The sequence below is a fragment of the Anaerobutyricum soehngenii genome, from assembly GCF_009697165.1.
GTDB classification, from domain to species: domain Bacteria; phylum Bacillota; class Clostridia; order Lachnospirales; family Lachnospiraceae; genus Anaerobutyricum; species Anaerobutyricum soehngenii.
The window spans coordinates 17,712-33,355 of the sequence record NZ_VULP01000013.1 but is presented as its reverse complement, the minus strand read 5'-3'; the positions used below and the strand labels follow the sequence as shown (position 1 = coordinate 33,355).

The following is a 15,644-nucleotide window of genomic DNA, read 5'->3' as shown; positions in this document are numbered from 1 at the left end:
TGTCAGCATATGAAATTTACGCTATAATATGTGAAGTAATTAATGAGAAAGCTAGAAAGGAAACGTATATGCGTTATATTAATGAACTCAGAGAAGGAGATAATGTCTCTGATGTATACCTTTGTAAAGTAAAGAATATTGCAAAAACAAAAGCAGGAAAGACTTATTATTCCATGATCTTACAGGATAAAACCGGTGTAATAGATACAAAGATCTGGGATTTGAATAATGGAATTGATAATTTTGAGCAGATGGATTACATTCGTGTTGAGGGGAATATCACAAGTTTTCAGGGTAGCCTTCAGTTGAATGTAAGAAGACTCCGTAAAGCCAGAGAAGGCGAGTTTGCCATGGAAGATTATATTCCTTGCTCTAGCAAGAGTATCGATGGCATGTTTAAAGAGCTATCTAATTATGTGAATCATGTACAGAATATTTATTTAAGACAGCTCTTAGTTGCCTTTTTCGGAGATAAAGAGTTTGCTGCGAAGTTCAAAGCACATTCAGCAGCAAAGAGAGTGCATCATGGATTTATGGGTGGATTATTAGAGCATACACTGAGTGTAACGAAGCTGTGTGATTTCTACTGTACCCAATATCCGATCCTGAATAAAGATTTACTTATTACAGCAGCAATCTGTCATGATATTGGAAAGATTGATGAGCTTTCTAATTTCCCGGAGAACGATTATACAGATGTTGGACAGTTAGTTGGACATATTGTTATGGGAACGATGATGCTCGATGAAAAGATCAGAGAAATTCATGGATTCCCACCAAAGCTGGCGAATGAATTAAAGCACTGTATTCTTGCACATCATGGTGAATTAGAATACGGTTCCCCCAAAAAACCTGCCTTAATCGAGGCGCTGGCTCTTAACTTTGCAGATAATACCGATGCGAAGATGGAGACATTTATTGAAGCACTTGCCGAAGAAAGCCGTCAGAGTGGTGAATGGAAAGGCTACAATAAATTATTTGAAACGAATATCAGACCGACAAGTCATTTAGGAGAAAAGGATTGAATAAGAAAGTGAAATCAGAGAAGAATTTGAACTTGAAAAAGAATCAGGAAGTTTCACTTACAATCGAAGATTTTACAAAGGAAGGGGAAGGTCTTGGGAAGTACCAGGGCTTTCCCCTCTTTGTTAAGGATACGGTAATCGGTGACGAAGTGAAAGTTTCCATAACAAAGTTAAAAAAGAATTACGGATATGCCCGTCTTGTGGAGATTATAAAGCCATCAGAAGATAGAGTGCCCCCTCTGTGCCCTGTTGCAAGACAGTGTGGCGGTTGTAAATTACAACAGATCTCTTATGACAAACAGCTCCACTTTAAAAAAGGGCTTGTAGAAGGCTGTCTTACCCGCATAGGCGGTTTTGAAAAAGAAGATATAGAACAGAAGATGGAGCCGGTATATGGGATGGAAGAACCTTGGCATTACCGCAATAAGGCACAGTTTCCTGTAGGATATGATAAAGAAGGGAATCTTGTTGCTGGATTTTATGCGGGAAGAACCCATTCCATTGTAGCAAATACTAATTGTGCGATTCAGGCAAAAGTAACCCATCCAATCGTTGAAAAAGTACTTGCATATATGAGGGGGAATAAGATCTCTGCCTATGATGAAAAGAATCATAGCGGATTGATCCGTCATATTTTAACACGAGTAGGATTTACCACAGGAGAGATCATGGTATGCCTTATCGTGAATGGAACCGCAAAACAGTTAAAGAATATCAATAAACTTGTCGATAAACTAAAAGAAATCGAGGGTATGACAAGTATTATCGTAAATACAAATACAGATAAGACAAATAAAATTTTAGGATTACACTGTGAAACAGTCTGGGGTCAGGATTATATTGAAGATTATATCGGCGATATTAAATATCAGATCGGGCCACTTTCCTTTTATCAGGTGAATCCACAGCAGACGAAAGTACTTTATTCAAAAGCATTAGAGTATGCGGACTTAAAAGGCCAAGAACTAGTCTGGGACTTATACTGCGGAATTGGAACAATCTCCCTATTCCTTGCACAAAAAGCCAAACAGGTCTATGGTGTCGAAATCATAAAAGAAGCGATTGATGATGCAAGGCGTAATGCCGCATTGAATCATATGGACAATGTTGAATTTTTCGTTGGAAAGGCAGAAGAAATTGTTCCTGCCCAGTATGAAAAAACAGGAATCCATCCAGATGTTATTGTAGTAGATCCACCGCGAAAAGGCTGCGATGCTGCCCTTTTAAATACGATGTTAGATATGGCACCGGAACGTATCGTGTACGTGAGCTGTGATCCGGCAACATTGGCAAGAGATTTAAAGATACTATGTGAGGAAAAATACACTTTAGAGAAAGTAGCCGTCGTAGATCAGTTTAGTCATTCTGTTCATGTGGAAAGTGTGGTGTTGCTACAAAGGAAGAATATGTAGAAATCCTTGAATTTACGCACTTTGTGGAGTTTTTCAGTTTCAAAAGAATAGGCGAAAATCACAAAGAAAAGAGCCTTGTGAAGAAAGTAACCGTTGTTGTTGCATTAGACCTCGGTACGGGGAACACAAAGAATTCTGAATATGAAAATGAATAGAGAGCTATCAAATAATTGATAGATTATAGGGATACTTGTTAAAAGCGGGTGTTCCTATTTTTTACTTTATAGGAAAGTTCGATCTTTATTGAACGCATGAATGACAAAAACCTGCGCAAAGGCAGGCATAAGAAGATGATGACACTGTTTAGATATTTTACATGACGCCAAAAACCATCATCATTGTAGCCGCCTTCGGAAATCAGACAGTGAATATGTGGATTCCATTTGAGATTCCACCCAAAGGTATGCAGAACCATAATAAACCCAGGCGTGAAATTTCGCCTTTAAAAGTGTCGTTTTATGTTGAAACAGACGTACTTTTGTGGTAAAATAATACAGATACTTTCGGCATTGGCGATTTACAGAAAAGTACACATTTTTGATACCCAGAAAATCAAAATATATAGGGGGGAGACAGATGAAAAAGGGAAGAAAAGATGTTTACCTTATTCAAACTCTACTTTTTTCTCTAATATCTGCAAGTATTATATTCGGATATTTTATTTTTAAAAGTAGAGGTTTTTTTACGGTTGTTGATGATTTTAATTTTCAGCAATTGCCGTTTGCAACGGCAGTGTGGAATATGATCCACTCAGGTGATGCAGGAGAATGGTGCTGGAATATAGACTTAGGCTCCTCTTTTATTAATACGTTCAGTTTTTATGATTTAGGGAGTCCGTTTATTTGGATAAGTCTACTGGCTCCAAGAGGTGTGTTCCCATATCTTGCAGGATTTTTGTATATCGTCAAATATGTAACGGCGGCAACAACTGCATATCTTTATCTCAGGCTTTTTGTTGATAAACGTCAATGGGCAGTGATAGGAGCACTTTTATATGCGTTTTCAGGCTATCAGACAACAAATTTGGAATTCTTTCATTTCCATGATGTTGTAGCCATATTTCCATTATTGTTATGGGGACTTGAGATGGCAATGAAAGACAAAAAATATCGTCCTGTCTTCGTATTGACAATCTTCATCAATTGTTTGCTGAATTATTTCTTTTTCGTCGGAGAGGTTATTTTTCTTGCAATTTATTATCTGGTTAGATACAGAAAACTGCCTGTACGACAGTTTATTTCTGGAATCTTGACATGTATATTATGCGGAGTTTTAGGAGTCGGGATGGCAGCAATTCTGTTCTTTCCCAACATTCTTTATGTGTTAGGAAATTCCAGAGGGCAGAATAAACTCCATCTTGAAAATTTAACTTATGATTCAGCAGGGCTACTTCATATCATCAAGGGTATTCTTTTTCCGGGTGAATCTATGCGAGAATTCAGCGCCGTAATACGACAGAGATGGAGTTCTACTTCGGCATATCTTCCTTTTTTTGGAATATCATTGGTAATCGCTTATGTAAGAGGGAAAAAGAAGGAATGGCTTTCTAATTTGCTGTGGATATTAGGGATAATTTCATTGTTTCCGCTGTCGGAATCAATTTTTCTTTTGTTTAGCGAATCCAATCAACGTTGGTGGTATATGTTTGTCTTGGTATTAGCCTTGGCGACTACAAAAGTTTTGGAAAATATTGAAGATTATCCAGTGATGAAATCTTCAATGCTATATGTGGCGATGTTATCAATATTTTATTTTACAATTCGATTTGTAAAATGGAATGCCAATGGAGACAGTATAGTTTTTGATGTGAAAAGATTCACTTTGTTTTATTTTATTGCATTGGCTGGGCCACTACTTTTTTGCGTGTTGAAAAAGCTGAACTGGAATTCATATAAAAATATATTGGTACTTACAATGTGTGGCTGCATTCTTACCACTGCATTAACTTTGCATTTTTACAGAAGTGCATGCAGCAATTCGGTGGAAGGATATAAAGAAAACTTTGAGGCTGGATTGCAATTAAAAACGATAGATGCACAATATCGCTATAATTCTGTAAATAATGAATTGATGATTAATGGGGATGCTGCTGGAATCGGAGTATTCTGTACCACTGTAGAGAATTCTTCAAGAAAATTTGATGCCCTGTTTGGTCATTATTCCAGTAATCGTACGCAAAACAAATATGATGTACCTGGCCTTTCTGAGCTTCTTGCAGGAAAATATGAAATAACGAGGGAGCCAGGAGATAAAAAAATATTGGATACAGTTGTAGGGCGTGAGAAAACATTCTATGTGACAGAAAAGAATGCTTGCCCTATAGGTTTTGCTGTGGATTTTGCGCTAACAGAAGAAGAGTTTACGGCAATTCCTCAAGAACAAAAAGCTTTGACTCTTATGCAAGCAGCTATTGTTGATGAAGATGATTTCGGCGATTTAAATGATGCAGTTATTCATGCGGGAGAAGGAAGCCTTGACTATGAGGCAAGTGTAGATGAGTTAGTGGCGAAAGCTGTTGCAAACAGAGTTTCTGAATTTCATAGGGATAGTCATGGTTTTACGTGTACGGCAAGCTATGATCAAAATCGTTTACTGTATTTCACGGTTCCGTGGAGCAATGGATGGATTGCAAAAGTGGATGGATTTGAGACGAAGATTATTAATTCTGGTGGAATGATGGCCTTAAAGATTCCGGCTGGTGAACATCAGATAGTTTTCACTTATCATACTCCTGGTTTCCGTGTGGGAAGTTTAGTATCAGCGGCTTCGGTTTGTATATTCATGGGATTTGTGTTTATCAACAAAAGAAAGAAAAGAGGGTGAGTAGATGAAGAAGCCAACGTTATTTATCATTATTCCATGCTATAACGAAGAAAAGGTATTGCCGATTACTTCAAAACAGTTTCTGGAAGAGTTGTAGACACTCATAGATACTGATAAAATCAGTCAAGACAGCAAAATTCTATTTATAGCACACCATCTCTTATGCGATGGGAGGGCATTACTGCAGTTGGTTGTTGAATTTTCAGATTGCTATATAGAAAACAAAATTCTTATGTATGTGAAAGAGCAATTGATTTCTTCAATGTCAGATCTTCCAGAAAAAAGCAAGTTATCTGGTATTAGTAAGGTACTCGTAAAAAGAGTAAATCGTTTATGGCGTAAGGAAAAACAGATGGTTTCTTATACAGAATACGAAATGTTTGCAAAGTAATTTATGAAAAAAATCCTTATGGATACGCAAGAAGCAGTATGTCCGTAAAAAGATTATTGGAAATAAAAAAATTATGTCATGACAATAGAGTATCTGTGAATGATTATTTATTAGCGGCTCTTTTTCAGGTGTCCAGTACAAATAAGATAGTAATCGGAGTAGATGCCCGCCAAGATATAACTTGCTATCATCCTGGTGCTATTGGCAATTATTCTTCGGCTGTTGGGATTACATACAAAAATAGAAATTCAGAAATTAGCCAGAGTATGATGGAAATCCATCGGCTTATAGAAAAATGTAGAAATAATAAGAGAAAATGGTTGTGTGAAATAAAATAAACAAAAATAAATAGACGAAAACAAGAACCCCCTACTATAGCAACTATAAAGGTAGTTACTACGTAAAAATGCTTGAATGCATTTTTACTTGCTTCGACATTACATTTGCTATAGTAGGGGGTTCTTGTTTTCTGTTTCTTTTGTTCTTGTATTTTAATAATTAAAATTGTGGACCAACGCAAAGAGTTAAAACTGTAATTGCATTTGTTTTTTTATTTTTTAAGGTTACATCTACATATCCTGAATATTTTTTTGAAATATTTACATAGTGATTATTTTTAATTTTTTTAGTTTTGCATTTGCCTGAATAATTATAGGTAGTATAATATAATCCAACAACCTTCCAGCCACGTTTTGCCTTAACAGAAATTTTTTGTTTTCCGGATATCTCTTTAGAAAATTCTGTAGATTTCTTGAATTTTTTTGCATAATTTTTTGAATTGATTTTAAATTTAGATACAGGATTTGTATAATTTACAATCTTAAAATTCATATTGTAAATTTTACCACTTTTACCTACAAATGAAAGAGAAGTTGAAGCTTTTGTGTAGGGAGTAATAGTGACATATTGGTCTCCGTCAAGTTGTAATAAATCAGTTGTAGTAAATTTTTTGTTGCTGGAAGTATAAGAAGTTATCCTTTCAGGAAAACGAATGGAAGAAGCAAACATAGGGTCTTTAACTACAACTAAGTTTGAACGATATTTGATTGCTCTTTCCTTTGCATTTGCAGTTGCTGGCAGCAGGATGGTAACAGCTAATACAGCAACGATAAATAAAGTCGACAGTTTCTTTACTAAGTGTTTCATAGTAACTTTCCTCCTTAATTAAAATGTATGTTATGATTATAATACTTTGTGAAAAAAAAGTAAATCTTGATTTGTAGATTTGGTATAGACGAAAAAAGAAAAAATGATATATCCTATCTGCTCTGTAGTCGCTGTATTTAAGATGCTCGTTCGCATCTTAAATATGCTTCCAAGCCGCATTTGGGTATATCATTTTTCTTTTTTTCTGATTATTCTAAATCCACAGTTTGGCAACGTGGAATGTACCAGAAGGAATGTGTCAATCCTTTAGATTTTAATTTCCTGTGTGAAGAGTCAATATATTTCAGTAATAGGACAGCAATTTTCATATATCCCCTCTTTGAATTAGTGCTATAATAGAATAAATATGACTATTCAGAAAGAATTCATGAAATCGTAGTTGCGATGCTTATTTTTTGTTTTGAATAGCCTCAGTTTATATAACATAACACAACCATGGGACACATGGAGGTAGCTCGTGTATGCTTAGCACAATGGTGCTATCGAACGAGAACCAAACTTGCCGAGGTTGGGAAGTTCCCAACTCTATAGGTGGGGGAGGATGTCACCATAACCAGAAAACCAAAGTATACATATTGGGAAAGGGGTAGAAAAGACATGATAGATAACAAGAGACAGGAGCTGATTCACAGCCAGGTAATGGAGATTCTTAAAGAGAATCAGCTGGCATTTTCTAATGTTGCCCGTCCAAAGCCAACAAAAGCTTCTACAGCAACTTCTGCATCATGGTCTAAAGATTTAGCGCCAAAAGCTTCCGCAGCAACACAGGGAGCATGGGACAGCACAAACACACCGGGCGGTGTTTCTTCTTTAGCAAAGGAAAAGTGGAACGTGCAGGAAATCGCAGCACTTGTAACAAAGGCATTAGAGTCTAATAATGTAAAGGTTGCATTCTCTAATAAACCAATTCCGGCGCCAACAACAATCTCAAGTTCTACACAGCCAGCATGGAAGAAAGAGGAAGAAGCTCCTCGTAAACCAGCAGCAGGAACGCAGGGAGCATGGGATACAACAGATACCCCAGGTGGACTTTCTTCTGAGACAAAGAAAGTATGGAACCTGGATGCAATCGCAGCTTTAGTAAGAAAAGAATTAACAGAGAATCTGGAATTCTATAACAAACCATTACCAAAGCCAACAACAGTATCAAGCTCTACACAGCCAGCATGGAAAGATGACAGTGAGGAGTATAAACCAAAAGAATCTGCATCTGCTCAGGGAATCTGGGAGAGAGGCAATAAGATTTCTGCATCTACTCAGCCGGCATGGAAGGTAGATGAGATTGCTGCATTAGTTACGAAAGCTTTGCAGAATAAATAATATTTGCTACAGGCAAGGGGAGACATCCTCTGAAAGATAAATAAAGCATATTTGTGACTTTAGTCGCTGTGGTTTGAATGTTCGCTTGGACGCGCGAATGTTTAAACCTTGCTCCGAGGTCACAAATATGCTTTATTTATCTTTCAGAGGATTATCTTTGGCTGTTGGAGTAAATTATATTCAGGATTGACACATAAGTCACCATGTGATTTAATAGTCGTGGTTTTTATATAAAATTATTATTTAGAAGGGATTAAAAATTATGCAAAGTAAAATGTCACTTAAGGAATGGCTTCCGCTTCTCGGGATTACTGTTTCCGCATTTATATTTAACACATCAGAGTTTATGCCGATTGGTTTGTTGACAGATATTGCCGACAGCTTTCATATTACAGAGGCACATGCAGGGGTACTGATCACAGTATATTCATGGATCGTTATGTTACTGTCTCTGCCGTTGATGCTTCTATTGAATAAGATTGATTTTAAAAGACTTTTGTTAGGAACGATTGCACTTTTTGGAATCTTCCAGATGCTGTCCGCTTTTTCTGCCTCGTATGGAATGTTAATGGTATCACGTATCGGTGTAGCGTGTACACATTCAGTATTCTGGTCGATCGCATCACCGGCAGCAGTCAGTGTTGTGTCAGAAAAGTTTCGTTCACTTGCACTTAGTATGGTAGTAACCGGAACCTCAATTGCGATGATTCTTGGACTTCCGTTAGGAAGGATCATAGGACTTCATATGGGCTGGAATATGGCATTTTTCTGTGTGGGAGTAATTGCATTTATCACAACAGCATATATGATTTTTGTATTCCCAAAGGTGCCGGGAGGCGAGTCATTCTCTATTAAGCAAATGCCGGAAATATTGAAAAATAAAACATTGATGGGAATTTTTCTTGTCACATTTTTATTTGCCACATCGTATTATACGGGATACAGTTATATTGAACCGTTCTTACAGAAGGTGGCAGGTCTTTCTGCTAACTGGGTTACGACAACACTTACTATATTCGGGGCAGCAGGTCTTTTAGGAAGTTTTTTATTTTCCCATTACTATGACAAGAATAAATATCTTTTTATAAGACTGGTCATGATCAGTGTAGCAGCAGCCTTACTTTTATTGTATCCTGTATCAAAAGCACATATGGCGGTTGTTGTTTTATGTGCATTCTGGGGTATGGCTGTTATGGCATTTAATGTAACCTTTCAGTCAGAAATTATTACTTATGCACCGGCAGCGGCTTCTTCTGTAGCAATGGCAATCTATTCCGGAATCTATAATCTTGGAATCGGAAGCGGAACATGGATTGGAGGAAGTATCTGCACACATCTGTCCATTTCCTATATCGGAATGGTTGGTGGCGTGATAGCGGTAGTGGCAGCATTGCTGTGTATATTTGTTGTGATAAAATATATGAAGGAATTTGATAGGGCAGATTGATTTTAAAGCGGGTATTTATACTCGCTTTTTTTCTTAAGATAGAAAATTTATGGGAAGTAAAAGGACGTAATCTGAAATATGTAACAAAAATAAAAGATGTACTTGCGAAAATGACGATTTTATACGATAATAGGTACTGTTTGACTATAAAAGCTACAGGTAATTACTGTAGTGCAGGTGATAAAATCTGTTGAAAAAATGTAAGGAGAACAACATGAGTAGAATAGATGAAATAAAAAAACGACGTACCTTTGCGATTATTTCGCATCCGGATGCCGGTAAGACCACATTAACAGAGAAATTCCTTTTATATGGAGGAGCGATCAACCAGGCTGGTTCCGTTAAGGGAAAAGCAACCGCAAAACATGCGGTATCTGACTGGATGGATATTGAGAAAGAAAGAGGTATTTCCGTAACTTCTTCCGTATTACAGTTTGAGTATGGCGGATGCTGCATCAATATTTTGGATACACCGGGACATCAGGATTTCTCTGAAGATACGTATCGTACATTAATGGCAGCCGATTCCGCTGTTATGGTAATCGATGCATCGAAAGGTGTGGAGGCACAGACAAGAAAGCTTTTTAAAGTTTGTGCCATGCGCCATATTCCGGTATTTACTTTTATTAATAAAATGGATCGTGAGGCAAGAGATATTTTTGACCTCTTAGATGAAATCGAAAAAGAACTTGGAATCCCAACTTGTCCGGTAAACTGGCCAATCGGTTCCGGTAAACAGTTCGCAGGCGTTTACGACAGAAAAAGCCAGAAAATCGATTTATTTGAAGACACAATGAAGGGTACAAAGATGGGAACGATGAAAGAAATCGCCCTCGATGACCCGGAAATCAGTAACTATGTTACAGACGAAGCAAGAGAAGTATTAGAGGAAGAAATTGAGCTTTTAGATGGGGCCAGTGCAGAATTTGATCAGGAATTAGTTGATGCCGGAGAACTCTCTCCAGTATTCTTTGGTTCTGCCCTCATGAACTTTGGCGTAGAGAATTTCTTAAATTACTTCCTGAAAATGACTTCCTCCCCACTGCCAAGAACTTCTGATCAGGGAACAATCGACCCAATTGAGGAAAAAGATTTTTCTGCATTTGTATTTAAGATTCAGGCAAATATGAATAAAGCTCACCGTGACCGAATCGCTTTTATGAGAATCTGTTCCGGAGAATTCGAAGCAGGAATGGATGCTTTCCATGTACAGGGAGACAAAAAGGTACGTCTTTCCCAGCCGCAGCAGATGATGGCAAGTGAGAGAAAGATGATTGATAAAGCCTACGCCGGAGACATTATCGGAATCTTTGACCCAGGCATTTTCTCTATCGGAGATACCATCACAACTTCACCGAAGAAGTTTGCCTATGAAGGAATCCCAACCTTTGCACCGGAACATTTTGCAAGAGTGCGCCAGGTAAACACAATGAAGCGTAAACAGTTCATTAAGGGAATCAATGAAATTGCACAGGAAGGTGCCATCCAGATTTTCCAGGAATTTAATACTGGAATGGAAGAAGTTATCGTAGGTGTAGTAGGAACACTGCAGTTTGATGTATTAAATTATCGTCTGCAGCATGAATATAACGTAGAAATCCGCCTTGAAAAACTTCCATATGAGTATATCCGCTGGATTGAAAATACAGAGATTGATCTTGAAAACCTTCGCGGAACATCGGATATGAAGAAGATTAAGGACTTAAAGGGACGCCCACTGTTACTGTTTATTAATAGCTGGAGTGTGGGAATGACCTTAGAAAGAAACGAAGGACTAGTACTCTCTGAATTTGGAAAAGCATAAAATAACTATTTGATTCATTAAGAAGAAAACAAACGAAAAAAGAAATACTGCCATATCCCATCTGCTCTGTAGTCGCTGTGTTTAAGATGCTTATTTGCATCTTAGACACGCTCCGAAGCCGCATCTGGGATATGGAAGTATTTCTTTTTTCTGTGTTTTGGCTCCAGAAGGAATGAATGCAATAGTCTTTGGAGAGAGATGGGGAAGGGGACAGAAGGTTGTGGCTTATTCTGATGCTGGCATGCTGATAAGATGATATCGCCGGCTATCATTGTATACGATAAATTCACTACTATATTGTGGCAATATATCATCTTTTTCTTCTGGATGATATACCTTTCGAGCAAGTAGTAGACTTCTGACCTCTCCTCCTTATCCCCAAAAAACTATTGTATTCATTCCTTCTGGAGCCAACAAACAGAAAATAAAAAGAATAAACCATTGCAAATGTAATGTGAGAACAGGTAAATAAAATTCCATGACAAAGATGTCTTCCGAACAAGCAGTAGACTTATGACCTCTCCCCCTTAATTTCTCCCAAAAACTATTGAATTCATTCACGTGGAGCCAACAAACAGAAAATAAAAATAATAGACCATTGCAAATATAATGTGAGAGCAAGTAAAAATGCCGAAAAGGCATTTTCTACGCAGTGATATCTTTATATTTGCAATGGTCTATTATTTTTATTTTCGTCTATTCCCTAATGAATTAAATAGCAAGAATTTTCTTTGCGTTCTCCACTCGTTCTTTTGTTGGTGGTTCAATTCCTTCTAAAGGATAATCTAGTCCAAGTTCTTTCCATTTATAAATACCCATCGTATGATAAGGTAGGATTTCCACCTTTTCCACATTATCAAGAGAGTGAATGAAATCAGCTAATCTAGTCAGATATTCATCTTTATCGCTTCGTTCTGGGACAAGGACATGGCGAATCCAAATCGGTTTTTTGATATCGGAAAGATAGCGAATCATATCAAGAATATTCTCATTACTGCGACCAGTTAAAACTTTGTGACATTCGGTATCGATGTGTTTGATATCTACTAATAACAAGTCAGTGTATTTCATCAGTTCCTGAAATTTAGAAAAGAAAGGTTCCTCTCTTGTAAATGGTCCTCCGGCTGTATCAATAGTAGTATGAATTCCTTTTTCTTTTGCTTTTTTGAAAAATTCTAATAAAAAATCAATCTGTAATAAAGGTTCACCACCACTTACTGTAATACCGCCACCGTTTTTCCAGTAAGCACGATAACGGAGAGCCTGATTTAACAGTTCATCTGCACTTTTCCAGACAGCTCCGGTTTCGTCCGTCATTTTCCAGGTATCTGGATTGTGGCAGAATTGACAACGCAAAGGACAACCCTGTAAAAAAATAATAAAACGAACTCCCGGCCCATCGACAGAACCAAAACTCTCCGTAGAATGAACAAGAGCCATCGCATTTTTATCACTCATAAATAACACCTCATAATATTTTCATTGTAATTTCTATTTCTATTACAGTGTAAAAATAAATTATCAAGGAGAAAGCAGGTGGCAGAACATAGACAGGTGCATATCAAATATTAAAATATCCTAATGAAGAAAAAAGAGAATACTTTTATCATTTCGTACTATGGAATTTTGACTGTAGCCGCTTTGAACTGCTTTCTTCGAAGTGGCTGTTTTATCAGGCAAAATGGAATGTACAGTACGGTGTATAAAAGTATCTCTTTTTTCTTCATCAGGATAGGAGCTAACTAGGCTATGCACCGTTCAGGCTCATCATCCTGCTTTCGGTATAAATTATTTTTACTACATTCTATCGTGGCATGTTCTTGCAATTACATCTAACTGCTGTTCTTTTGTCAGTGAGATGAATTTAACAGCATAGCCGGAAACACGAATTGTGAAGTTTGCATATTCTTCTTTTTCTGGATGTTCCATGGCATCAATCAGTTTCTCAACACCAAATACGTTTACATTTAAGTGGTGAGCACCCTGTGCGAAGTAGCCGTCCATAACATTTACTAAGTTACCAATACGTTCTTCTTCGGAATGACCGAGTGCATCAGGGTTGATTGTCTGCGTATTGGAAATACCATCTAATGCCCATTCATAAGGAAGTTTAGCTACAGAGTTTAAGGAAGCTAAGAGACCGTTCTGCTCTGCACCATAACTTGGGTTTGCTCCTGGGGAAAGTGGTTCACCGGCTTTTCTTCCATCTGGAAGGGAACCTGTTGCCTTACCATATACTACGTTAGATGTGATAGTAAGGATAGAAGTTGTAGGTTCAGAATCACGATAAGTATGGAACTTCTCCAGTTTCTTCATGAATGTCTGAAGTAACCATACAGCGATATCATCGGCGCGGTCATCATCATTTCCGTATTTAGGGAAGTCACCAGTTGTCTCATAATCAACAACAAGACCTTCTTCATTGCGGACTGTTTTTACTTTGGCATATTTGATCGCACTTAAGGAGTCTACTACATGTGAGAATCCTGCAATACCGGTAGCAAAAGTACGACGTACATTTGTATCGATTAAGGCCATCAGTGCATATTCATAGTAATATTTGTCATGCATGTACTGGATGAGATTCAATGTATTTACATACAAACCTGCTAACCAGTCCATCATGATATCGTATTTATGCATTACTTCATCATAATCAAGATATTCGGAAGTAATTGGTTTATATTCCGGTCCAACCTGCTGGCCGGTCTTTTCATCCACACCACCATTGATTGCGTAAAGAAGACATTTGGCAAGGTTAGCGCGGGCGCCGAAGAACTGCATTTCCTTACCAGTCTGTGTAGCAGAAACACAGCAGCAGATAGAGTAATCATCGCCCCATACCGGACGCATTACATCATCATTTTCATACTGGATAGAACTTGTTGTAATAGAAATATGAGCGGCATAATCTCTGAATGCTTTTGGAAGACGCTCAGAGTAAAGTACGGTGAGGTTTGGCTCTGGAGCAGGTCCCATATTTTCTAATGTATGAAGGAAACGGTAGTCTGTCTTTGTAACCATAGAACGACCATCCTGACCAAGACCACCGACTTCAAGTGTAGCCCATACAGGATCGCCAGAGAAGAGCTGATTGTAGGATGGGATACGTCCAAACTTAACCATACGGAACTTCATAGTCATATGGTCAATTAATTCCTGTGCTTCTTTCTCTGTAAGGATGCCTTTATCCATATCACGTTTGATATAAATATCAAGGAAAGTAGCGATACGTCCGATACTCATAGCAGCACCGTTCTGTGTTTTAATTGCTGCAAGATAACCAAAGTATGTCCACTGAACAGCTTCTTTTGCATTAGAAGCAGGCTCAGAAATATCATAACCATAGCTTTCTGCCATAACTTTCATATCTTTTAATGCTTTAATCTGCATGGAGATTTCTTCTCTTAAGCGGATTACATCATCTGTCATCGTTCCATCGCCACAGTTTGCGAAATCTTTTTGCTTGTCTTCAACTAATAAATCAATACCATAAAGAGCAACACGACGGTAATCGCCAACGATACGTCCACGTCCGTACGTATCTGGAAGACCGGTAATGATTTTGTTGTGACGAGCTTTCTTCATCTCAGGTGTATAAGAATCAAATACTGCCTGATTATGTGTTTTATGATAATCTGTAAAAATTTTATGCAGTTCTGGATTTGGTGTATAACCATAAGTTGTGCAGGCTTCTTCCGCAGTACGGATACCACCAAATGGCATAAAGGCACGTTTTAAAGGCTTATCTGTCTGAAGACCTACAATCTGTTCTTTTTCTTTTAAAGCTTCAGAAATATAGCCTGGTTTGTGTGAAGTAAGGCTTGATACAATCTCGGTATCCATATCAAGAACGCCACCTTTGTCACGCTCAGCCTTCTGCAATTTCTGCAGTTCGTCCCACAGCGTATTCGTAGCTTCTGTAGGTCCCTCAAGGAAAGAAGCATCTCCATCATATGGAGTGTAGTTATCCTGGATAAACTCTCTTAAATTAACTTCTTCTCTCCAGATACGTCCGTTAAATCCCTGCCATTGTTCTTTTTGTAACATCTTAATTGACCTCCCTGTTTGTAAAAAATTCTTAAGTCAAGGCTTTGAAATATGTTTGCTAAAAAATCAAAAAAGTGTCAGATGATTTTAAATAATTAGTTAAAACTTATTATAGTTATAATCACCTAACAACATTATTAGCATGATTTTTGATAATCGTCAAACAAATTTTTGATATTATGTGTTCTTTTTTCTGAACATATAC

The 15,644-nt window shown here is 37.6% G+C and carries 11 protein-coding genes and 1 pseudogene; 8 read left to right on the top strand and 4 right to left on the bottom strand.

The window, feature by feature from the left end; all coding sequences use genetic code 11:
* Positions 1 to 68 precede the first annotated feature (68 nt).
* Entirely contained in the window at positions 69 to 1,025 is a 957-nt protein-coding gene (locus FYJ25_RS07625) for a 3'-5' exoribonuclease YhaM family protein (protein ID WP_096241260.1), read from the top strand.
* A 26-nt stretch (positions 1,026 to 1,051) separates the two neighbouring features.
* The gene (gene rlmD, locus FYJ25_RS07620; protein ID WP_154580985.1) at positions 1,052 to 2,437 is read left to right on the top strand and encodes a 23S rRNA (uracil(1939)-C(5))-methyltransferase RlmD; all 1,386 of its coding nucleotides are present in this window, start codon (positions 1,052 to 1,054) and stop codon (positions 2,435 to 2,437) included.
* Positions 2,438 to 2,738: 301 nt separating this feature from the next.
* Here the strand turns inward: rlmD and FYJ25_RS15230 are convergent.
* Positions 2,739 to 2,876 (bottom strand): annotated as a pseudogene (locus FYJ25_RS15230) (transposase); the annotation flags it as partial.
* A 137-nt stretch (positions 2,877 to 3,013) separates the two neighbouring features.
* Between FYJ25_RS15230 and FYJ25_RS07610 the strand changes: the two are divergent.
* The 3 genes from FYJ25_RS07610 (at position 3,014) to FYJ25_RS07600 (ending at position 5,989) form a co-directional block, all read left to right on the top strand.
* Complete coding sequence (locus FYJ25_RS07610; RefSeq protein ID WP_154580963.1) at positions 3,014 to 5,260, top strand: YfhO family protein; 2,247 nt, start codon at positions 3,014 to 3,016, stop codon at positions 5,258 to 5,260.
* Positions 5,261 to 5,447: 187 nt separating this feature from the next.
* On the top strand, positions 5,448 to 5,651 hold the full coding sequence (locus FYJ25_RS07605) for a hypothetical protein (protein ID WP_154580962.1): 204 nt from the start codon (positions 5,448 to 5,450) through the stop codon (positions 5,649 to 5,651).
* Between the two features lie 38 nt (positions 5,652 to 5,689).
* Positions 5,690 to 5,989 (top strand): hypothetical protein, encoded by a 300-nt coding sequence (locus FYJ25_RS07600; protein WP_154580961.1) that lies wholly within the window; start codon positions 5,690 to 5,692, stop codon positions 5,987 to 5,989.
* 160 nt (positions 5,990 to 6,149) lie between these two features.
* Here the strand turns inward: FYJ25_RS07600 and FYJ25_RS07595 are convergent, their stop codons facing one another.
* Positions 6,150 to 6,797 (bottom strand): hypothetical protein, encoded by a 648-nt coding sequence (locus FYJ25_RS07595; protein WP_154580960.1) that lies wholly within the window; start codon positions 6,795 to 6,797, stop codon positions 6,150 to 6,152.
* A 618-nt stretch (positions 6,798 to 7,415) separates the two neighbouring features.
* Here FYJ25_RS07595 and FYJ25_RS07590 point away from each other — a divergent pair.
* The 3 genes from FYJ25_RS07590 to FYJ25_RS07580 all read left to right on the top strand — a co-directional run bounded on the left by FYJ25_RS07590 (position 7,416) and on the right by FYJ25_RS07580 (position 11,389).
* Complete coding sequence (locus FYJ25_RS07590; protein WP_123864871.1) at positions 7,416 to 8,138, top strand: hypothetical protein; 723 nt, start codon at positions 7,416 to 7,418, stop codon at positions 8,136 to 8,138.
* A gap of 262 nt (positions 8,139 to 8,400) precedes the next feature.
* The gene (locus FYJ25_RS07585; RefSeq protein WP_154580959.1) at positions 8,401 to 9,585 is read left to right on the top strand and encodes a sugar transporter; all 1,185 of its coding nucleotides are present in this window, start codon (positions 8,401 to 8,403) and stop codon (positions 9,583 to 9,585) included.
* A gap of 214 nt (positions 9,586 to 9,799) precedes the next feature.
* Positions 9,800 to 11,389 carry a peptide chain release factor 3 gene (locus FYJ25_RS07580; RefSeq protein ID WP_096241256.1) on the top strand — a complete coding sequence of 530 codons (1,590 nt, stop codon included), beginning with the start codon at positions 9,800 to 9,802 and terminating at the stop codon, positions 11,387 to 11,389.
* A gap of 711 nt (positions 11,390 to 12,100) precedes the next feature.
* Here FYJ25_RS07580 and pflA read toward each other — a convergent pair.
* Together pflA and pflB are read right to left on the bottom strand one after the other, a co-directional pair.
* Complete coding sequence (gene pflA / locus FYJ25_RS07575) at positions 12,101 to 12,847, bottom strand: pyruvate formate-lyase-activating protein (protein ID WP_205677390.1); 747 nt, start codon at positions 12,845 to 12,847, stop codon at positions 12,101 to 12,103.
* A gap of 339 nt (positions 12,848 to 13,186) precedes the next feature.
* Complete coding sequence (gene pflB, locus FYJ25_RS07570) at positions 13,187 to 15,439, bottom strand: formate C-acetyltransferase (protein WP_154580958.1); 2,253 nt, start codon at positions 15,437 to 15,439, stop codon at positions 13,187 to 13,189.
* Between the last annotated feature and the right edge of the window lie 205 nt (positions 15,440 to 15,644).